The 21,172-nt window shown below is 39.7% G+C and carries 20 protein-coding genes; 6 read left to right on the forward strand and 14 right to left on the reverse strand.

Going from position 1 to position 21,172, the window contains the following annotated elements:
* The first annotated feature begins 65 nt into the window (after window positions 1-65).
* Window positions 66-1,250 (forward strand): coenzyme F420-0:L-glutamate ligase, encoded by a 1,185-nt coding sequence (locus MBBTH_RS01490; RefSeq protein WP_116591276.1) that lies wholly within the window; start codon window positions 66-68, stop codon window positions 1,248-1,250.
* A gap of 107 nt (window positions 1,251-1,357) precedes the next feature.
* Here MBBTH_RS01490 and MBBTH_RS01495 read toward each other — a convergent pair whose 3' ends face one another.
* The 5 genes from MBBTH_RS01495 to MBBTH_RS01515 form a co-directional block, all read right to left on the reverse strand.
* Entirely contained in the window at window positions 1,358-2,377 is a 1,020-nt protein-coding gene (locus tag MBBTH_RS01495; RefSeq protein ID WP_116591277.1) for an adenylosuccinate synthetase, read from the reverse strand.
* 239 nt (window positions 2,378-2,616) lie between these two features.
* Window positions 2,617-3,213, reverse strand: a complete 597-nt coding sequence (locus MBBTH_RS01500; RefSeq protein WP_243409616.1) for a hypothetical protein — start codon at window positions 3,211-3,213, stop codon at window positions 2,617-2,619.
* Window positions 3,210-3,803, reverse strand: coding sequence for a DUF6891 domain-containing protein (locus MBBTH_RS01505; protein ID WP_116591361.1), 594 nt, complete (start codon window positions 3,801-3,803; stop codon window positions 3,210-3,212). The genes MBBTH_RS01500 and MBBTH_RS01505 overlap by 4 nt, the downstream gene beginning before the upstream one ends.
* 4 nt (window positions 3,804-3,807) lie before the next feature.
* Window positions 3,808-4,500, reverse strand: coding sequence for a DUF6882 domain-containing protein (locus tag MBBTH_RS01510; protein ID WP_116591279.1), 693 nt, complete (start codon window positions 4,498-4,500; stop codon window positions 3,808-3,810).
* Window positions 4,501-4,509: 9 nt separating this feature from the next.
* Window positions 4,510-5,745 (reverse strand): LL-diaminopimelate aminotransferase, encoded by a 1,236-nt coding sequence (locus tag MBBTH_RS01515; RefSeq protein WP_116591280.1) that lies wholly within the window; start codon window positions 5,743-5,745, stop codon window positions 4,510-4,512.
* Window positions 5,746-5,893: 148 nt separating this feature from the next.
* Here MBBTH_RS01515 and MBBTH_RS01520 point away from each other — a divergent pair, with 148 nt between their 5' ends.
* A complete protein-coding gene (locus MBBTH_RS01520; protein WP_116591281.1) occupies window positions 5,894-7,315 on the forward strand; it encodes a hypothetical protein in 1,422 nt (473 codons plus the stop codon).
* Between the two features lie 37 nt (window positions 7,316-7,352).
* Here the strand turns inward: MBBTH_RS01520 and MBBTH_RS01525 are convergent, their stop codons facing one another.
* Window positions 7,353-7,820, reverse strand: coding sequence for a hypothetical protein (locus MBBTH_RS01525; protein WP_116591282.1), 468 nt, complete (start codon window positions 7,818-7,820; stop codon window positions 7,353-7,355).
* Between the two features lie 9 nt (window positions 7,821-7,829).
* Window positions 7,830-9,500: a glutamate--tRNA ligase gene (locus MBBTH_RS01530; RefSeq protein WP_116591283.1), complete on the reverse strand. Its 1,671-nt coding sequence runs from the start codon at window positions 9,498-9,500 to the stop codon at window positions 7,830-7,832.
* Between the two features lie 129 nt (window positions 9,501-9,629).
* Between MBBTH_RS01530 and MBBTH_RS01535 the strand changes: the two genes are divergently transcribed.
* The 3 genes from MBBTH_RS01535 to MBBTH_RS01545 are packed head-to-tail and all read left to right on the forward strand — an operon-like array spanning window position 9,630 to window position 12,449.
* Window positions 9,630-10,637, forward strand: coding sequence for a tetratricopeptide repeat protein (locus tag MBBTH_RS01535; RefSeq protein WP_116591284.1), 1,008 nt, complete (start codon window positions 9,630-9,632; stop codon window positions 10,635-10,637).
* Window positions 10,630-11,646, forward strand: coding sequence for an aldo/keto reductase (locus tag MBBTH_RS01540; RefSeq protein ID WP_116591285.1), 1,017 nt, complete (start codon window positions 10,630-10,632; stop codon window positions 11,644-11,646). Before MBBTH_RS01535 ends, MBBTH_RS01540 begins: the two co-directional genes overlap by 8 nt.
* Window positions 11,643-12,449, forward strand: a complete 807-nt coding sequence (locus MBBTH_RS01545; protein WP_116591286.1) for a class I SAM-dependent methyltransferase — start codon at window positions 11,643-11,645, stop codon at window positions 12,447-12,449. Before MBBTH_RS01540 ends, MBBTH_RS01545 begins: the two co-directional genes overlap by 4 nt.
* A 67-nt stretch (window positions 12,450-12,516) precedes the next feature.
* Here the strand turns inward: MBBTH_RS01545 and MBBTH_RS01550 are convergent, their stop codons facing one another.
* The gene (locus MBBTH_RS01550) at window positions 12,517-12,846 is read right to left on the reverse strand and encodes a cupin domain-containing protein (protein ID WP_116591287.1); all 330 of its coding nucleotides are present in this window, start codon (window positions 12,844-12,846) and stop codon (window positions 12,517-12,519) included.
* Entirely contained in the window at window positions 12,846-14,153 is a 1,308-nt protein-coding gene (gene hcp, locus MBBTH_RS01555) for a hydroxylamine reductase (RefSeq protein ID WP_116591288.1), read from the reverse strand. Before hcp ends, MBBTH_RS01550 begins: the two co-directional genes overlap by 1 nt.
* Before the next feature lie 120 nt (window positions 14,154-14,273).
* On the opposite strand from hcp, the gene MBBTH_RS01560 reads away from it, so the two are divergent.
* The gene (locus tag MBBTH_RS01560; RefSeq protein WP_116591289.1) at window positions 14,274-15,056 is read left to right on the forward strand and encodes a TrmB family transcriptional regulator; all 783 of its coding nucleotides are present in this window, start codon (window positions 14,274-14,276) and stop codon (window positions 15,054-15,056) included.
* Here MBBTH_RS01560 and MBBTH_RS01565 read toward each other — a convergent pair.
* The 5 genes from MBBTH_RS01565 to fni all read right to left on the reverse strand — a co-directional run bounded on the left by MBBTH_RS01565 (window position 15,051) and on the right by fni (window position 21,169).
* Window positions 15,051-16,595, reverse strand: a complete 1,545-nt coding sequence (locus MBBTH_RS01565) for a putative glycoside hydrolase (protein ID WP_116591290.1) — start codon at window positions 16,593-16,595, stop codon at window positions 15,051-15,053. The genes MBBTH_RS01560 and MBBTH_RS01565 overlap by 6 nt on opposite strands.
* A 39-nt stretch (window positions 16,596-16,634) precedes the next feature.
* Window positions 16,635-17,432 (reverse strand): ADP-ribosylglycohydrolase family protein, encoded by a 798-nt coding sequence (locus MBBTH_RS01570; protein WP_116591291.1) that lies wholly within the window; start codon window positions 17,430-17,432, stop codon window positions 16,635-16,637.
* Window positions 17,433-17,782: 350 nt separating this feature from the next.
* Entirely contained in the window at window positions 17,783-18,763 is a 981-nt protein-coding gene (gene idsA, locus MBBTH_RS01575) for a short chain isoprenyl diphosphate synthase IdsA (RefSeq protein ID WP_116591292.1), read from the reverse strand.
* Window positions 18,764-18,775: 12 nt separating this feature from the next.
* Complete coding sequence (locus MBBTH_RS01580; protein ID WP_116591293.1) at window positions 18,776-20,119, reverse strand: RNase J family beta-CASP ribonuclease; 1,344 nt, start codon at window positions 20,117-20,119, stop codon at window positions 18,776-18,778.
* A gap of 3 nt (window positions 20,120-20,122) precedes the next feature.
* Window positions 20,123-21,169, reverse strand: a complete 1,047-nt coding sequence (fni, locus tag MBBTH_RS01585; RefSeq protein ID WP_116591294.1) for a type 2 isopentenyl-diphosphate Delta-isomerase — start codon at window positions 21,167-21,169, stop codon at window positions 20,123-20,125.
* Window positions 21,170-21,172 lie beyond the last annotated feature (3 nt).

A 21,172-nucleotide genomic window follows, 5' to 3' on the forward strand; every position in this document is an offset into this window, starting at 1 on the left:
AGTTAATAGGTTGTTGGAAGTTTCATTCCAGCATAACGTTAATACTTTATTAGGAGTAATAAAAAATGAGATGTGTTGGTACTGTAGTACGTGGAATAAGGACACCGATTATTAAAGAAAATGATGATTTGGCCACAATAGTTGTAGATTCATTGATGGCAGCAAAGGAAAGTGAAGGATTTGAATTCAAAGATAAGGATATCGTTGCAATCACCGAAGCAGTTGTAGGTATTTCAGAAGGAAACTATGTGACTGTTGATGATGTAGCACAAGACTTGCAGAACAAGTTCCCATCCAAAAACATTGGAGTGGTAAATCCTATCTTAAGCAGAAACAGATTTTCAATCATCTTGAAAGGTATTGCAAGAGGAATGGATAAAATCACATTATTGACCTCCTTCCCTGCAGACGAAGTTGGAAACGGAATTCTAGACGAAGACCTTTTAGACAAAAGCGAATTCAATCTGGCAAGCGTCATTTCCGAAGACGAATACAAGGAACATTTCGGCACATGGATACACCCTTTCACCGGAATTAACATGATTGACTTCTACCGTGAACTGATTGAAAGTGAAGACTGTGAAGTTGAGTTCGTATTCTCAAATGACATAAAGACAATCCTTGACTATAACACAGACGTATTGACCTGTGATATCCACACAAGAGAAAAGTCAACCAAGACTCTTAAAGACTTAGGTGCCAACGTTTACGGATTATACCAAATCTTAACTGAACCAATTGGAGATTCCGGCCACAACCCTGATTTCGGATTACTCGGTTCCAACAAAGCAACAGAAGAAAAATTAAAATTATTCCCAATAACAGGTGACAAAATAGTAAACGAAGTCCAAAAAAGATTAATCGACATTACAGGCAAGCAAATTGAAGTCATGGTTTACGGTGATGGAGCATTCAAGGATCCTGTTGGAAAGATTTGGGAATTGGCTGACCCTGTCGTTTCACCAGCACATACCAGTGGATTAGTGGGATATCCAAATGAAATTAAATTAAAATACGTTTCTGATAATAAGTTCGCTGATTTGAAAGGCGACGAATTAAAAGAAGCAATTAAAGAAGAAATCAAAAACAAAGATGCAGATTTAACTGGACAAATGATTACCGAAGGAACAACTCCTAGAGTATTGACCGACCTAATCGGTTCATTATGTGACCTGACCAGCGGTTCCGGAGATAAGGGAACACCAGTTATCTTCATTCAAGGATACTTCGATAATTTAGCTAACGACTAAATGTCGAAACCCTCTCTTTTTTTATTTTTTATAAAAAATAGTTTCAAAAACAAAAAATCTCTTTTTAAAAATAGTTTGAAATTAAAAAAAAAAAGTATGAAAAAGAATTATAATAATTCTTTTCTCAAGTCGATTGTGTCTTTTAAGTCCGGTCCGGTTGAAATGATGGTTACCGGTACGCCGGTTTCGGTTTGAATATCCTCAATGAATGCCTTTGTTTCAGCAGACAATTGGCCATAGTCCTGAACGCGTGCACAGTCAAAGAGCTTGTCGACACAAGTCAATGCGATTTGGGTTGCACCGTTTATTCTGCATGATTCCTTTGCAAGTTCCATGTCAAAGTAACCGATTCTTCTGCGTCTTCCTGTTACAACACCATATTCCTCAAGACCTTTGCTTTCTGCCTCTTCCTGAGTCATTTCAGTTGGGAACGGTCCTTCACCGACACGGGAAATGTAGGATTTGAATACGGTGATGACCTCATCGACTTTGGTAGGTCCCACACCAACGTCCGCAGCGAATGTTGATGCTGTGGTGTCCTTACTTGTCACATACGGATATGAACCGTAGTAAAGTGAAAGGGCAAAACCCTGTGAGCCTTCGATGAACACCTCTTCACCGTTGTCAATAGCCTCATTACATGCAACTGACACATCTGTAAGGTATTCCTCAAGTTCCGGAACGTCCTTTGCAAGTCCAACAGTTCTTAATACCCTGTCTGAGTTTGCAGGTCCGCAACCTGAACCTGTACTTCCAATCTTTTTAGATAAATGTTCTGATGCCTTGTCCCTTTTCATGTGATCCTCTGTGATAATTGCACATCTCGGGTCAATGCACATTCTTTCCTTGATATTATATTTTTTTAAGTTTTCAAATTCATTGAACAGCACATCTGGATTAACTAAAACTCCTGCACCAATCATAAGTTTAGCGTCAGTATGTACAAAACCTGATGGGGTTAATCTCAAACCGTACTTCTCTCCATTGAATTCAACGGAGTGTCCTGCGTTTGGTCCAACACCTGCACGAGCGATAATGTTCGGCTTGTCGTTGTCACAGAGGTAAGTGATACATTTTCCCTTACCTTCATCACCCCATGCGCCACCAACTAAAATACTACAAGTCATTTAATAACTCCTTATCAAATTAATGTTGAAAATTTCATTGAATTTCCATAACAATAATATTATGTCATTTATAATTAAAAAACTTTTTGAATATACTTCAAAAAACGGAATGGTGATTGCCGATAACTATTCATTTATTCAAAGTAATAATGAATAATTCAATAATTAAACAAAAATAAAATAAATTAAATACTCGTCAAATCGATTTAATGACAAGTATGGAAAAAAATGAAATAAAGTTATTTCTTTGTATGCATCAACGGATGATTTTCACACATAGGGTCCTTGATAAGGTTCCTTTTCATGTGGTAATTCAAAAAGTAAAGCATCCACTGATTGGACAGTTCCCTCAATGAGGCATCATCAAGCCTTTCGGATGGTGTGAAGAAATCCATATAGTTTCCGCCGGCGACAAAAGCGATCTCCTTTGTTTCGACCAGCAGGAAAAAGTCATTGCGGATGTTGTGAATATCAAAATCGTCACGGCTTGAAACTGTCTTTTCCCTTTTGAAATTGTAGAAAAAGGTATTGAGATATTCAAAGTCAATGAACTTGATGTCCTTGACCTCAAAATACACTTCCTCACTCAACAGCTGATTCTTATAATCATACCTGGAGAGGAAATCAATGTCCCAAATGTTATTGTAAAAAGCTGTAAAAAATGAATCCTCCGCAAACCTTACGGTCAGTGAGAATTCCTCATCATGCTTGGGAGTTCCAAGCTCCACATCCTTGAACTCAAGATATACGGAATCCTGAGCTATCTCTATGGAAGTCCATTTGCCTGAATTGATGATTACATCACGGATTAGTTTTAAAGATCTTACATTCATCATAACACCTGATTTGCTGTAAACACTTCATATGCCCCTTCAATCTCATATTCCTTATCACCATCATAGGACTTGTCCCATATAAAAGGATTAATTTCAATCTGGTTGTTAACGCTTTCATCCCAATCGATGGTGAAATTCTCCTCTTTCAAATATCTTGAAATTGTCTTTCCGATTTCCAACGCCTTGGCTTCATCATTTTCAAAATCGCCAAAGGTGATTTTCAGCTTGCCGTCAAAAACCGCCTCCTCAACATCCTCAAAGGTGTAAAAGCAAAAGCCGTCGGCCTTGAACTTATTGTTTGTTAAATGGACTTCAAGCTCAAAGGCGTCACTCACACCCTCCTCAATGTCAAAGCCGCAGTTGTGGATGGCGACTATGCCCTCCTTGGATAACTTTCTGAAGGCATTCTCCAATTTTGAGAAGTTCTCATTTGAAAAGTCATTCAGGGAAATATCATAACCGGAAAAGTCTATTTCCTCCTCAATGAACTGATCATCCAATATTTCCATGATTTCATCAAGTGAAAAGAATCCGGATTTAGTCAGAAGCTCTATCAAGTACTCTATTTCATCAACTAAATCCTCATCCATGATCTCACCTGTCATCATCACCGAATATTAAAAGCCTTGTGACGTTTCCCCTTTCGGTATATCCTGCCATAACACGGGCTTCACCGATTTTTGCAAGAGCGAAATCATCATGTGGCTTGAATCCGTATCCCTTAAGCTTTGTGTAGGATTCGAAAGCTATTTTTGGGTAGATGTTGAAGTTCTTTTGGAAAGTGTAGAATGTGTCCCTGAATTTCCTTGGGGAATCTACTTCCTCAATCAAGTCGGACTTGATGAGAACGAAAATGTCCAGATCATCTTCGGAAACGCCGTAATAAGCATCCATCTTTAAAATGCCTGTGGCAGTCATGGCCAAAGTGTGGCAGTCATTGAAATCTGCGTTGAGCATAGGGGTGGTGAATGCCTCAATGTCGAATTCCTCACCGATTGCCTTGATTTCCTTTGCTGATTGAATAAAGTCCGCACCGAAGATGTCCTCATTGTCCCATGCCCATGACCATTGCTTTGAGTCCTGCATGTAGAATCCTAAAATCTGAACGGGAAACTCGATGTCACCAAAGGTCAGCAATCCTTTTTCAATGTCCAATTCGCCTTCTGTTTCCCCAATTAATTCTGATAAGTTTTCCTGCTTGTCAAGTGCCAATGCACCATATTTTGATAATAATACCTTAAATGAATCGCCTTGTTCAATTTCAACTGGTTTTTCTATTACTTTCAATTATAACACCTAAAATTCTAATTTTGAAATTCTATCCATTGCCTCTTTAGTATTTTCCAAGGTATTGAATGCTGTGAGTCTTAAGTATCCTTCACCGCTTGGGCCGAATCCTGAACCTGGAGTTCCGATGACGTTTGCCTCATTCAACAACACGTCAAAGAAGTCCCATGAGTCCATGTCGTTTGGAGTTTTAACCCAAATGTAAGGGGAGCTGACTCCTCCATAAACCTCAAGGCCGATGTCTGTTAGGCTTTCACGGATGATTTTTGCGTTTGCCATGTAGTAATCCACGACTTCAAGAATTTGTTTGCGGCCTTCTGGAGAGTAGGTTGCTTCTGCAGCTCTTTGTACCGGGTAGGATGCGCCGTTGAATTTTGTGGTTTGTCTTCTGTTCCATAACGGGTTGATTTCCACTTCGTTGCCTTCGGAATCGTATCCTTTCAATTCCTTAGGAACTACTGTGTATGCGCAACGGGTTCCTGTAAATCCTGCGGTTTTGGAAAAGCTTCTGAATTCGATTGCAACTTCTTTTGCCCCTTCAATTTCATAAATGCTGTGTGGAACATCATCTTCATTGATGAATACTTCATAAGCGGCATCGAATAAAATGATAGCCTTGTTTTCACGTGCATATTCAACGAATACCTTTAACTGATCTTTTGTTAAAGTGGTACCTGTTGGGTTATTTGGATAACATAAGTAAATGATGTCTACAGGTTCGGATGGAAGTTCCGGAATGAATCCGTTTTCTGCATTGCATTTGAGATATGTCAAACCTTCATACATTCCGTCGTCACCCATTTCACCGGTTCTTCCGGCCATTACGTTGGTGTCAACGTACACTGTGTAAACAGGGTCGGTCACTGCAATCTTGTTGTCGATTCCGAAGATTTCCTGGATGTTACCTGTGTCACATTTTGCACCGTCACTGATGAAGACCTCTGAAGTGTCCAAGTCAACGCCATACTTGTTGTAATCGTTTTTGATAATGGCTTCGGCCAAAAAGTCGTATCCTTGTTCCGGACCGTATCCCATGAATGTTTCACCATCAGCCATTTCATCCACCGCTTTTCTGAATGCATCGATTACTGCTGGGACCAATGGTTTTGTAACGTCCCCAATACCCATTTTTATAACATCGGCATCAGGATTTGCTTTTGTAAATTCTGCTTCTCTTCTAGCCACTTCAACAAAGAGGTAGCTGCTTTTTAACTTAAGATAGTTCTCATTAATTTTAACAACCATGATTAATCCTCATAAATATTAATCTAATTTATATTTTTATTTTAGCAATTATATAAATTAAGTGATTGAATTTTTAATATATATAAAAATATTTAAATTAAGGAATATTACATAATTAATATATAGACTAAATAAGGGTTGGGAAATTATGAATGACATTACCATAATACTTTGGATAACAATATTTATAATAGCCGTTATTGCAATAATTTTAGTTAAATTGCATTTTAGAGGCGAAGAATTGGAAAATGACGAAGGATCAATACTGCCAAGCAGTGAAAGCATAAACAATGTCTTGAATGCAGGCAGGCAAACAATCAATTCACTAGGCAATAATGACAAAAAACCTTCCAATGAACCACGCAGCTTATCCCCACAAAACTCCCAACAGAATACTCATAACTTATTTAGAAGATCAGAGGAAACATCCCCTAAAAGTGATGTTTATATTATTCCAGAAGTTGAAATTGAAGCTATGAACAGCATAGAATATGAATCTGAGAATCAAGTATTAATTAATTATGATAATAGCGTTAAAAAATTTCAAGAACCAATTAAACAAAGCCAGATGGATATTATGACTCAAAATAACAAAGATACAACTGAATTAAAAGACCTATTCACAATAGATGAATTAATCAAAGAATCAAAAAGAAAAGACAGTGAAAGAGAAAAAGAATCTCAAACAATCAAAAGAGATGAAGATGCTGAATTGGATGAACTCAAAGAGAGCATCAAAAACAAAACTGAAGAGCCACTCATTGAAGAGATTATTAACGAAGACAAACAAGAAACAATCGGCGATTTAATCAAAGAGACTGAAGAAAGCAGCGAAACCCCTTCAGTTGCTTCACAAAAAGATGTTGAGGAAGCTATAAGCAGTGCCTCTGAAGAAAGCGAAGAGATTATTGAAATTTCCGAAGATGAAGGCATTACAGAATCATTATTAAATCAGGAAAGCGAAGCTGAAATCGAAGAGCCAGCACTCAAGACCCCAAGTAAAGTCGATGAGAAGGACAACACTAGCCTCTCCGGTGGAGACGACACAATGGACTTGGACTACAGGAAAGACCTGGACAAATTCGCAAACAAAATCAAAGGATCCAAAATTTACCAAGAGGTTAAAGAAAAACTGGTTCAGGAACCTGAAGAATTCGAAGACCCTGAAACCTACATCAGAAACGTCAACGAATACGACATATACGAACCAATCATCAATGAAAGGCACATTGACTTTGATGCTGATTACAACCAATTGCATGAAATGGACAATGACCAAAGATTAAGACAGGAAAACACACGCAGAGTATTCAATCTCGCTAAGAATTCACCTGAACCTGAAATGGCACATCCAAAACCTAGCATCAAAAACAAGCCTTCAAGAGAAAACATTAAAATTGAACTAAACAACAGTGAAGTTGTGCTTAAAAAAGGAGATGAAATCATCTATAATCACTTAGGCGAAACCTATTCAAGCCAAGTTTATGCTATTAACGGTGATGATATCTCTGTTAAGTACAGACGTCAAAATATTACAATCAAACCAAGTGATGTTAAAAAGATATATTGAATATCTTTTTACAAAACTTCTTTTTTTTAAAAAAAAACTATTCCATATGATTAATTCTATATTCGCCATCCTCAACAATGTATTTTGGCACACTGATTTTAAAGGAGCGAATAATGTTTAAGTAAAAGTCATCCAATTCCCTGTCAGCATAAGGATAGGTGAATTCGAATATGTAAAGATTATTGTCCTTCACATATAAAAATTCATTACGCCTAATCTCAGTTTCACCATCGGAAAATGAAGAAACGACCATATAATAAATGGTCTCGTTAATGACCATGAAATCGGAATTGACTAAAGTAACTCTCTCATTGTTTTCAATGTTCTTTTCAATGCCGTCCTTAATGTTCGGAAGTCCTACGGGAGTAGGGGCTGTTGAGAATTTAATGGACATTGGAATTTTGGTATTCACCAGATACAGCTCATTAAATTCCTCCTTGGTGTTGACAGGCTCAAAATCCTTAGGCATCTGAAGTGTTGAAAATCCATTTGTAAACATTGTCATGATGATCACCTATTTGTGTGCATAGTAGAATATCAGTTCGCCGTCGCATATCTCGTCAAGACGTGCAAAACCGACCCTTTCAAACTGCACGACATCCCCAACTTCCAAATCGTTGAGTGCGCTTTCACCAAGACCGGTCTTTACTGATGCGTCATCCATCACTATTTTCACATTGACGTTACTGTCCACAGGCACCCATTGAATGATTCTTGCCTTTGCTTCACGTGCATCCTCAAATGAGGTGGAGTGGTAGGTCACTTTATCACCTGCAATATCTACATTGACAGCATCCATCAGTCTGAACAGTCCGTCCTTGATGTCGGATTTTGCAAGATATGCACTTCCGTCAAACGGCAATATCCTGTTTCCCCTGTCGAGGTGGTCCGCATGCAATGGCCTTTCAAGGTCCACCTTGCCGTCAGCATATCCGTCGACATCAATCTTGACTGGGTCTTCACAGAAGAAGTATCTGTTGGCTATCGGTTCGAGGAAATTGCGGTTCAAACCATAGATTTTCTTCCAGCTGATGGCTGAATCCGCCATTTTGACTCCAATTTCAGTGATAAGATTGTAAATGGTTCTTGGATCAATACCACGTCTTGCAATGGCCCTGAGGGTTCCGAGTCTTGGGTCATCCCATCCGCTGTAGGTTCCATCCTCAATTCCGGCCATTGCCTTTGATGTACTGAGGGCAATGTCCTCCATTTTAAGACGACCATAGTGAATATATTCAGGCACATCCCAACCCATATGGTCATATAGGTATTTTTGCTTTTCTGTGTTTGCCAAATGGTCTTTTCCCCTAAGCACATGTGTCAGTCCCATCAGATGGTCATCCACAGCCACTGAAAAGTTCATCATAGGATAGATCCTGTACTTATTGCCCAATCTTGGGTGGGTTTCGTCAACCAGCCTCATTGCAACCCAGTCACGAATCGCAGGGTTTTTGTGGTTGATATCTGTTTTAACACGCAATACGGCTTCACCCGCTTCCATTGTGTCGAACTTGTCCCACAACTCAAGGTTCTCTTCAACACTGTTGTCACGGCATGGGCATGCCTTGCAGTTGTCCTTCAATTCCTTGAAGTCCGCACCGTCACAGGTGCACATGTAGGCTGCGCCCTTTTCAATCAATTGGCGTGCGTAATCGTAATAAATCTCAAATCTGTCGGATTGGTAAATCACTTCATCGGGATTGATTCCCAACCATTTCAAATCCTCAGGAATCATTTCATAAGCAGGTTCGAATACCCTTTTAGGGTCTGTGTCCTCTATCCTTAAAATTAGTTTACCGTTGTGCCTTTTAACGTATTCCGCATTTGGCACTGCTGCACGGGAATGTCCGATATGTAACGGTCCGCTTGGGTTTGGAGCGAATCTCAACACTATGTTTTCATGTGTTCCCGGAAGTTCCTGCAATCCTTTCTCTTTAGCTTTAGGTTTCTTGTCCTGAACTTCAACACCTAACTTTTCCATTTCACTAGCTTGCTCTTCCGGACTTAAAGCGTTCACTTTCGCTACAATCTTACCTGACATCGGTCCGATTTCCTTTGCTCTGCTTCTAAGTTCCGGTTCGTTTGACATGATTGAACCCATTACAGCTCCGGGATTTGCGGATCCCTTATGTTTTGCTGCATTAAGTAAAGCATGTTTATAGATAATCTCTTCTAAATCATTCATTTAATCATCACAATTTTTTAAATTAACAAAAATAAGTAATATTATTTATTTATCTAAAAATATATAAATATAATGAGAGTAGTTATGCATTAAATTAAAGGGGTTTATAAAAAATATTAGGATGTTATAATGAGCGAATATATTGAAACCGCTAAACAATACATTAGTGAAGGAAATGAAGAAGAAGCTCTTAAATTAGCTAGAAAAAGACACGGGAAAGATGATGCAGAATCATACATAGCTATTTTGGATTTACTTATAGAAAATGGGAATCTGGCGGCTCTTGAAGAGAAGGGAATGTACTACCAGTATTACGACCCGACCCATGATGATGGGGATTATGGCGAAAAGTACTTCGATGAGTACTTATCAAAACAGCCACGCTCCATCAACGTCCTGTGTGACAAGGCAATGTCCAAGTTCAACAAGGGCAATATTGATGAGTCCCTGGAGTATATGGACAAAGCCGTTGACAAATACAAATCCTATTCAAGCATTGAAAAGCCACGCCTATCCAAAAAGGAATTGATAATGGCAAGAATCGAATTGCTTATCCAGGCAAAGCGTTATGAGGAAGCTTTAAAAAGCATAAAGCAATACGAAAGCCAATTCGGTTCAGACCAGAAGACAGATTTGTATATGGGTCAGATGCTTCAGAAAAACGGCAAGAACCGTGAAGCCCTTGAGTATCTGGACAAGTCACTGCTTCAGGAGGACACATTGGTTGCATTCAATGCGAAAGGCGATGCGCTATACGAATTGAAGGAGTATAAGGAAGCCCTGAAATGCTACAAGAACTGCATACAGTACGAGGGAAAGGTTGAGGACGATTTGGAACTGGTCACAAACTTCAATTACAAGGCAGCATTCTGCTGCGTGAACCTCAATGACGACGAGGAAGCCGTCAAATACCTGAACAAGACAATAAACATGTTGAACGAACATGGAAGGCTACCGAATGACATTGAAAAGATTTACCAAAAATGCTCCTTTGAAAAGGAAAGGATTATGAAGACGGGAAAGGTCGAGGACAAGGAATTCAAAAGAACCAAATTCTTCTCAGCAAGGAGTTCAATCATAATCCTGCTCATCATTGTAATTTTATATGTTATTTTAAAAATGAAAGGTTATGGATAAATTGAGGCTTGGAAAAACTAATTTGGAAGTGAACAAGATTGGATTTGGCGCACTACCTATCCAAAGAAGAAACATGGACTATGCAATCGCAATATTGGATGCTGCATACAATGCGGGAATTGACTTTTATGATACCGCCCGTTTCTACACCGACAGTGAGGAGAAGCTGGGCAGGGCATTTGAAGGCGTGAGAGGTGAAATCTATCTGGCATCCAAAACCGCTGCCGAAACACCGGAAGACTTTTGGAATGACCTGGAGACTTCACTTAAGGAATTGAAAACCGATTATCTTGATTTGTATCAGCACCACAACATCTCATTCTGCCCTAAGAGTGGAGATGACCTTGCAAAGGCAATGGTGCAGGCAAAAGAGGATGGGCTTATTAACCATATAGGAATCACCACCCACAAAATCACAATTGCCCATGAGGCGCTTGACAGCGGCATATATGAAACATTGCAATATCCATTTTCCTATTTGAGTGGGGAAGAGGAATTGAAACTGGTTCAAAGATGCAAGGAACTGGATGTGGGTTTCATTGCCATGAAAGCAATGGGCGGAGGACTATTGAAAAACGCAAAGGCAAGTTTCGCCTTCATGAACGAGTTCGACAATGTCCTGCCGATTTGGGGAATCCAGCACATGAGCGAACTAGGAGATTTCCTGTCATATCCATATGATCTGCTTATAGATGAAAGCTTAAAACCTGTGATTGAACAGGACAAAAGGGAACTCGGCGACAACTTCTGCAGGGGATGCGGATACTGCATGCCATGCCCTGAGGAAATCAACATTAGCCTGTGCGCAAGGATGTCACTCTGGATTAGGCGTTTTCCGACAGAACCAAACATGGATGAGAGAACCCAGCAGATTATGCATAAGACAAAGGAGTGCACCGAATGCTACTCATGCGTTGACAAGTGCCCTTACGAATTGGACATTCCTGAGCTCTTAAAAGAAAATTACGAAGATTACATGAACGTTTTGGAAGGAAGGACAAAAATATGAAACAGTGCATAGACAACCCGAACGATGTTGACTGGAGCGGATTTTGGGCCGAAAAGCTAGCGACAAAAAAGGATAAGGATTGGGATAAGGCAGCGCCGGGATTTTATAAGAGAACCCGTAAAGAGGATTATCAAATCGCATTATTTGACAAACTGATTTTAGATGAAAATGACACAGTTTTGGATGTCGGATGCGGTGAGGGGTCAGTCACAATACCGATAGCCAAGAGGGTCAAGAAGGTTATTGGACTTGATTCATCCCCAAAAATGCTGGAATACCTTGAAAAGAGAGCCGATGAGAATGGCATTTCCAATATTGAAACAACATTGCAGCCAATTGAGGAAATTTCCTACGATGAGATTGGGGATGTTGACGTGGTCGTCTGCTCTAGGTCACTTAACGGAATAATTCCAATAGAAAAGGTTCTCTCTGAATTGAACAGGATAGCGAACAAGTATGTCTTCATAACCATTTTCGGACCTGAAAACAAGAAAATCGAAAAGGACTTTGACAGGGAACTTGGGATAAAAACCGAGGATTTTCCGGACTACAACTACTTCTTCAACATACTATTCAACATGGGAATCTATGCGAATGTTGAAAGGTTCGACCTTAACAATTACCGTGAGTATGAAAGCATTGAAGATGCAATGGACAACGGCAAGTTCCGCCTTGATTTATACTCCGATGAGGAAAAGGAATTGTTAAGAGACTATCTTGAAAGGATACTTACCTTTGAGGACGGCAAATATTTCAACGTCAAGGATAAGGCCGATTGGGTCATGGTCTGGTGGAAAAAATAAGATCACTAGAAATGACCATTGAGCCATTCGCCCAATAGCCACACTAGTTTTAATCCAAAAAAATGATTTAATCAGATTTTATCATGGTTAGAATCATTTTATATGGACTATTTTCAGCCTGAAGAGCGTGAGGTTCATTAGCTGGCATGATGATAATCTCACCTTTTTTGACTGTGTTCTTAACGCCGGAAATAGTTATTTCGGCTTCGCCATCTATGATTTGAACCATCGCATCAAAAGGAGCGGAATGTTCAGACAATCCCTGGCCTTGGTCAAAAGCGAAGAATGTTACTGTTCCGAGCTCTTTTTTGATTACTTCACGGCTGACTACACTATCATTTTCGTATTTTACTAAGTTTTGAATATCCAATGCCTTTGATTTCAGGTCTTCCACAATTATTCCCCCATGATTTTCTTAATGTCCGCTAAAGCGTCACCGGAAGTAGGAGTCAAATTATAGTTTCCGACTAAAACATTTAGGATATCATCGTTACACCATGCAGGGAGTACCGGTCCGATCCACATGTCTGTTTTTCCTAAGTAGAGTAAAGCCCAGAGTACTGCTGCCGCTTTTTGTTCCATCCAACTGAGGACGATTGTTAATGGCAATTCGTTCAATTCCATATCGAAGAGTTCACATAATGCCACTGCCACATCAACTGCAACAATGGTGTCGTTGCATTGACCTACATCAAGCAATCTTGGAATGCCTTCGATGTCGCCCAATTCCAAGTCGTTGAACTTGTATTTTCCGCAAGCTAAAGTGAGGATGACAGTGTCTTCTGGCAAGTTTTGTACGAATTCCCTATAGTAATCATTGTGTTTTGCTGCTTTGTCACATCCTCCTACAACGAAGAATCTGCTGATTTTACCATCCAATACCAATTCTTTGATTTTTTCTGCGTGTTCTACAATAGCTCCTGCGCTCCAACCGGTTGTGATTGTGGTTAGTTCTTCAGGTTCGAGAGATCCTAAGGATTTTGCACATTCGATTACTTCTGAGAAGTCGTAATCATCCACTGTTTTTACGCCTTCAAGTTTTGCTACGTCCATTGTGAACATTCTTTCTTTGTATGCGTCAAGTGCTGGTAAAACACAGTTGCTGGTTCCAACTATTGCAGCATTGTATTTTTTGAAGACTGTCCTTTGGTCGTGCCATGCTCCACCGAGTTGACCTGCAAGGTTTTCGTATTTGTTCAAGCCTGGGTATCCGTGTGCAGGCAACATTTCTGAGTGGGTGTAAACCTTGATGTCGGTTCCTTCTACTTGTTTTAACAGTTCTTCCAATGCTTTTAGGTCGTGACCGGTTACGATGATTGCTGGTCCTTCCTGTGCACCAACTTTCACTTCCACAGGTTGTGGTTCGCCGTATGCTTCGATGTGTGCGTCTTTGAGTAATCTCATTACATCCACACTGACTTTACCTGCTTCCAATGCAAGTGCTACCAGGTCTTCAACATCAAAGTTGACGTTGGTTAATGTGGTGTATAATCCTTTGGTTAGGAATGCATCGATTTCAGGGTCGTTTTTTCCTAAGACATTTGCATTGTAGTTGTAAGCACTGATTCCTTTCATAGTGAAGATCAGGTTATCCTGCAATCTTGCTACGGTCGGTTTCTTACCACAAACGCCACTTACGGTACATCCGGTACCTTTAGCGGTTTGGGAACATTGATAACAAAACATATCTAAGCCTTCTGCCATAATAATTACCTCTTATAGTTCTTATAATCTTAAATAGATTTGAAGGTTATATAAAGATTTTGTCACTATTTAAGGGTTAAAAGTAACATTATATATAGTATTAAAACAATAACGATAAACATGGATGAAAATATATCTACACTAAAGGGAATGGGACTGACAATGTATGAAGCGCAAGCATATGTAACCCTCACTTCATTAATCTCATCGAATGCGACGGAAATAGCTGAAAAATCAGGCATCCCTAGAAGCAAAATATATGATGTTTTGAAAGGCCTGGTTAAAAAGAATTACATTGAAGTGGAAGACGGCAGGCCATTGACCTACAATGTCAAGTCACCCGTTGAAGTCCTTAGCAAGGAAAAGGAGAAACTGGATTCTGAAATAGAGGACACAATAACAAGGCTGACAAATGTCTATGAAAACGGAATGAGCCAAGTTCAGGCTCCGATATGGAGAATATTCGGTGTTGACAAGATTATAGCACAGGAACTGGAAATCATCAAAAGGGCAAAGAATTCAATCAACATGAGAATCGGATTTCTATTCGATGGTGAAGGTGATGCACTGGTAAAGGCACTGAAAAACAGATCAGACTTGAAAATAAACATTCTCGCCTCACCGACCTGCTACATCAACGATGAAAAGATAAACATCATAGAACTGTTTGAGAAAAATGGCATCAACATTCAAAAGGCAGACATACCCTTCGTAAAGCTGATTATATCAGATTCAAGGGAAATGATGCACACATACACCAAATTTACGGAAGACAAGCGTGAAGTCATACCTGAAACAGCAATAGGAATCTGGAACAAGTATGAGGACATTGCAAGAAACTATGATGAAAGGTTCATGAACCAGCTTAAAAAATTAAAAAATAAGAATAAGAAGAAGTCATAACTTCTTAAAGTTCAATAATGCGGACAGTCCGAATCTGAATAGAACGACACCAGCAGCTCCGCCTTTCTTGGCGTTTTTGGCATCCTTCATCAAGGACTTGTAGGACAGTTTCTTGAGGTTCCAGTCTGACTTGTAGGTCTGAAGTCCTGCCCATATCTTTGCTCCCTTGGATTGCTTGATGAATTTCTTGGTTATCTTCTTAATCCATTTGGAGCTTGCATGATAATTTCCTTTATAAATCATTGGAATTACTGCATCAAGATATTTTGACATTGTCGGAACGTCCTGGGCATAATAATACTTCATTGAAGACGGTTCTGGCATTACGGCAGCTGAAAGAATGATATTAGAATTAACTTTCCTGACATCCACACAGGCCTTTTTGACGAAGTAATTCACTGCAGCAACGGAATTCTTATACTTGTATGCGTTTCCACCGAACCGCACATAGTCAAAGTGGATTCCGTCAACACCCTTAAGTGAAGCGTAATGCTTTGCAAGACTGATTTTGCTTTCCATATGCTTGTAATTATAAACACCCTTCTTGTTTGAAGCATGTATGTACTTGCCGTCCTTGTAGAACACAGCCATCCATATATGGACTTTCATTCCATACTTGTGGGCCTTTTTAATCCATTTCAACACTGCCTTTTCACCGTATTTGGCAAATGCAGTATGCTGAAGGAAGATGTGCTTGGTTCCTTTCTTGTGAAGCTTCTTGAGATTGACCTTTTTCATGCTCCATTTGTTGACCCAATATCCATTACCTTTTGATAATTTTGATTTGACATAAATCTTGAATTCACCTGAGGATGCCAGATACAATTCGGATTTAGAAAACCAATATTTGATTGTATATGTTCCCTTCTTAAGGCTTAGATATAGGGTTGCATAACCGCCTGAACTGGTTTTTACGGTGTATGTCTTGCCGTTAATCTGGATTTTGACATACTTTCCGCTGATTGGCTTATTGTTGACATCAGTCAATTTCAGCTGGAATATGGATTTCAAACCTTGGCGATAATTGATGTTCTTGTCCACAACATTCAGATATGTTATAATCTCGGGTTTGACGACTATTGTAGCTGTTCCGTTTGATTGTGTGTAATTGTCATCACCATAAAAGAAAAACTGGACATCATATGTTCCGGCCTTAAGCTTGAAGCTTATGACGGCCAGACCATTCTCATCTGTAACCGCATTGTATGTGACCCCATTCAGGATAACATCGACTGATTTGTTGGCGAGGGCAGTGCCGTTTGAAGTCAGATTGACTGTGAATTCATCCTTCAAATCAGTGAAGGTTTCAATGTCTTCGGCAGATATGTTGGTCGCTGATTTGTTAGATTCATCATCAACATCCTCATTCGAAGCATTTCCAAGCACCATATCGCCTGAACTGTCATCAACACTGATTATATCTGTGGAATCCTCATCCAATCCAATGCTGCCGGTCATGTTGTCATCAGCGGACACACATGCGACAGTCAATAATAATGTTAAAAAAACAATAAAACTAAATAAAATTTTCCTGTTCATCAATTCACAACCACATAGTATTTTATATCCTTAAAATACTTAAAGATTTGGCAATATGAATTTCCTTTCAAACTCGACATATGCGCTTTGCAATGTCTCATCAAGATAGCCCAGTGACTTATCGTAAATGTCCAACGGAACATCCCAGTATGCTGATGCAATGCTTCCTGCAATTGCCGCCTGGGTGTCTGAGTCTCCACCAAGGGAAATTGCATTTCTGATTGTATCCTCAAAGTCTTCAGCTTCCAAAAAGCAGATTATTGACTCCGGAACGCTGAGGGCGCATGATAACTCGAACTGATAGTATGGCCTTATGTCATCCAGCCTTCTTGACAGGTTATAGTTATAGTTTCTCTCGATGTGGCTTTTGATTTCATCCTTGCTTGCGCCGGTCCTTGCAAGATAGATTGCATCACAGGTGGAAAGTGCACCCTTTATCCCTTCGGGATGGTCATGGGATACGATAGCGGACATTTTAGCCAGCCTTTGTGCCTCTTCCAGTGAATTTGCAACCCATGCGCATGGGGAAACCCTCATTGCAGAGCCATTTGCCCAACTGCCGTATGGCTTAGGGTCATCCATTGCCAACCAGTTGAGAAAGCTGCGGCCATATCCCGCATGGATATATCGATTGCCGTAGAACTTCAGGTTCTTAATCAAGACGTCGATTGAGTCCTTATCCTCACACAGCCAACTGGCAATGGCCAATGTCATTACAGTGTCATCAGTAAAAGTTGATCCGAATGGAAACAAATCGAAGTCCTTGGTTTTGATTCTATAATGCTCCCTAGTTGATCCAATGATATCGCCTGATATCGCTCCAATTATTCCTTTCATAGGTTTATCTTTGTGTGTAAGCGGTTTATAAAATTTGTTGTCTGGAAGCGAAATATTGTTCCAAAAGCGAATAATTGCCCTTAAAACTAAGAAAAAGCTTATATGAAATGAGAATGATAATTAATTTTGATAATATTTACATATTATCGCAAAAAACGAAGTTTCTATAGCCAAATCATTGGAATATTCTAAAATCACTCACTTAGAATAAGAAAAACGGCATGTTACAATTATAGAAATTTCAACAGAAAAAACATCTAACCAAAACTGTATTAATACTATAAAATGATTCTATGGTAACTCATAGAATCATGAAAAAATTTTAAAAAAAAGTGAAAATATGAGAGAATCTATGCGCTTCTCTCAAGTACGAAATCTGCAATGTCACTAAGTACCTGTTTAGATGAAGAATCGTCCAATATTTCAAGTACTTGTTTAGCTTTGTCAACGGATTCTAGTGCCAAATTGCGAGCATATTCAATAGCACCACAATTTGTTAAAATCTCAATCGCTTCATCTATCTCATCTTGAGAATTATTTTCAGCTTTTAAGATTTCAAGCAATCTGTCATCTTCAACACTGGCCAAACCTTTGATTGCAATAATGGTCATTTTACCTTTTCCAATGTCGGAACCGATCGGTTTACCTAATGTTTCCTCATCGGAAGCCAAATCAAGGTAATCGTCCTGAATCTGGAAAGCAAGACCAATTAAACGGCCATATTCATACATTGCATCAATGACTTCATCATCTGCACCGCCCATAATTGCCCCAGCTTTAGTGGCAGCAGCAATTAATGCACCGGTTTTCTTGAAAATCATTTCCATGTACTCATCTTCAGTCACATCGAATCTTTCCTCAAAGCCCATGTCCAATGCCTGACCTTCACAGATTTTTACACATGCATCGGCAACGGTGGCCAAAGCCTTGTTGTTCTGGTCGGAGCTGGTTCCTTCTGAACCAATAATTATTTCGAAAGCCTTTGAGAATAATGTGTCTCCAGCGAGAATGGCTACGTCATCACCCCATACCTTGTGGACTGATGGCATTCCCCTCCTCATGTCATCCTGATCCATGATATCGTCATGAATCAATGAAAATGTGTGGATCAATTCGATTGCAGCCCCTGCCTTAAGAGCAGATTCACGTTTTCCACCAACAGCTTCAGCGGTAATTAATGTTAAGGCCGGTCTGAGCATTTTTCCTCCAGCTCTTGTGAGATAAACTGATGCCTCTGCAAGATTATCTGGAGTAATAGTGGATAGTTCATCTTCAATAGTTTTTGTAATGTCGCCTGAATAGGTTCCAAGTACCTCTTTTACGTCACTCATTATATCCCTCGTTTAACTTTTAAAAACTTGTGCTTGAGCATTTCTTAAAATATGGATATCATATCCGATTCTGTAGCCTTCTTCTTCTGCAAGTTCAGCATAAGCTGCAAGCATTGATAACTCTCCGTGTGCCGGAATGATATGTTGAGGCTTTAACATTCTTAAAAACTCTCTGTGATCTTCTCTTCCAGCGTGTCCGGAAACGTGAGCATTAGGATAAATCCTTGCACCTTTCAATTTTAGCCTTCTTTCCATAATGTGCCTGTTAGCGGCATTTGTTGGGTTTGGAATGATAGGTGCTGAAATAATAATGTTGTCTCCCTTCTTGATGTTGAACGGTGTTCTGCCGTTGGCTATTCTTGGAAGCAATGCGTCAGGTTCACCTTGGTGCCCTGTAGTTACCAACAGATAGTTTGCACGGTCCTCATCCGCCTTCATCAAGGCCTTGTTGACCGCTTTAGGAGAGCCGTAAATGCTGGCGTTCTCCGGTAACTTCAAAATTCCTAATTTTTGTGCAATTCCACAGAACCTCTCCATGGACCTTCCAAGGAAAAAGATTTCCCTATCGCTTTTCTTAGCGATGTCTGCTATAGCCTGTACACGTTCAACGTGAGATGAGAATGTGGTAACAATCATTCCAGTCTTTTCCTGTAACGGTCCTCTCATTACGTCCTCAAGGATGTTCCTTGCGATTCTTTCGGAATGTGTCTTTACCTCATGATAATTGATTGCGTTAGTGGTTTCCACAATTAACGCAAGCACTCCTTTCTTACCCAATTCCCTTAATCTTTTATAATCAGGAGGTGGTGATACCTTTTGATGATTGTCAAATTTGAAATCGAGTGCATATACGATAACTCCTTCAGGAGTGTGCAATACCGGAAATACAGCTTGTGGAATACTGTGTGTTGACTGTACAAATTCCAGTGTTATGTCTTTTGAAAGCTTCACTTTGCTTCCAGGGTTTAAAACCTTGATTGGATTTGTTACTTTGAATTTACGTTCTCCCTTAATCTGTTTTTCTATTAAAGCAGAAGTATATGGTGTTCCAATCAATGGTGCATCGTATCTATGAGCCAATTTAGCGACTGCACCAATGTGGTCCAAGTGACCGTGAGAGAATACTATTCCTTTTACTTTTCCATCAACATCCTTCATCAAGGTGTCGTCAGGAATAACCCCTCTCTCAATTAAATCTAAACTGTGCATTCTGTCGATATCAGTGTCCTCGTGCATACTGATCCTGTCTAAGTGAATCCCCATATCAAAAATGACGACATCATCACCTATACGGACAGCAGTCATGTTTTTCCCGACTTCCTGATATCCACCTATAGCGATAACTTCTACGCTCATGTTTTATCTCCTTGAATAATTCTTTGTGTTTATACCTCTTTCATTCAGCCATTCCCTTGTTTTTCCGCGAATGACCAAATTACTTTGTTTCAATTCTTCAATGTTATTAGCTCCAACTAAAAACATAGCAATTCTTAGTGAATCATTAAATCTATTAATAAATGTGTTTAAAGCCTCTTGTGAATTACAATTCTTTAGAAACGGCAGTGCCATACCTACGGCATCCGCACCAAGTGCAATTGCCTTAGCGGCTTCAAGACCTGTTCTGATACCTCCTGAAGAAATGACCGGAACATCAACCGCATTGGTGACCTCAACGGTGCTTATTGCAGTTGGAATTCCCCAATCCCAAAATATTTCTCCGAGATACCTGTCTTCCGCCCTGTATGTTTCAACAGCCGCCCAACTGGTTCCTCCGGCACCTTCAATATCAATGAAATCAACGCCGGCATCAACCAATGTCTTTGCTGATTCAGCTGAAATTCCACATCCTGTCTCTTTAGCAAGAACAGGAATGTCAACGGCATCAGTGATTTGGGATATCATTTCAGTGTATCCTCTTGCATCCAAATCCCCTTCCGGCTGAATGGATTCCTGAAGAGGGTTTAAATGAATCGCAAGGATATCCGCATCCAATATTTCAACTGCCCTTTCAGCAAGGTTCAATTGTGGCGCTCCAATGTTTCCAACAAGCAAACAGTCAGGAGCGTTTTCACGCACAACAGTGTAAGTGTCTGCAAGTTCCGGATGTTCGCAAGCAGCTCTTTGAGAACCAACACCCAATGCTATTCCGTTGTTTTCAGCTGCAATGGCCAATTGTTTGTTAACCTCTTTTGCTGCAGGATGTCCTCCGGTAATTGCTGTAATAAATAAAGGTGAATCTAATTTTTTACCGAAAACCTCAGTTGACAAATCAATCTCGTTTTTGTCAATCTCAGGCAAAACATTATGGATCAGCTCTATGTCTTCAAATCCGGTGGTTTTATCCTTAAACTCCACATCATAATTTTCACAAATTAATAAATGCTCTAATTTTCTATCTGAAATCATGTT

The organism is Methanobrevibacter thaueri (assembly GCF_003111625.1).
Lineage (GTDB): Archaea > Methanobacteriota > Methanobacteria > Methanobacteriales > Methanobacteriaceae > Methanocatella > Methanocatella thaueri.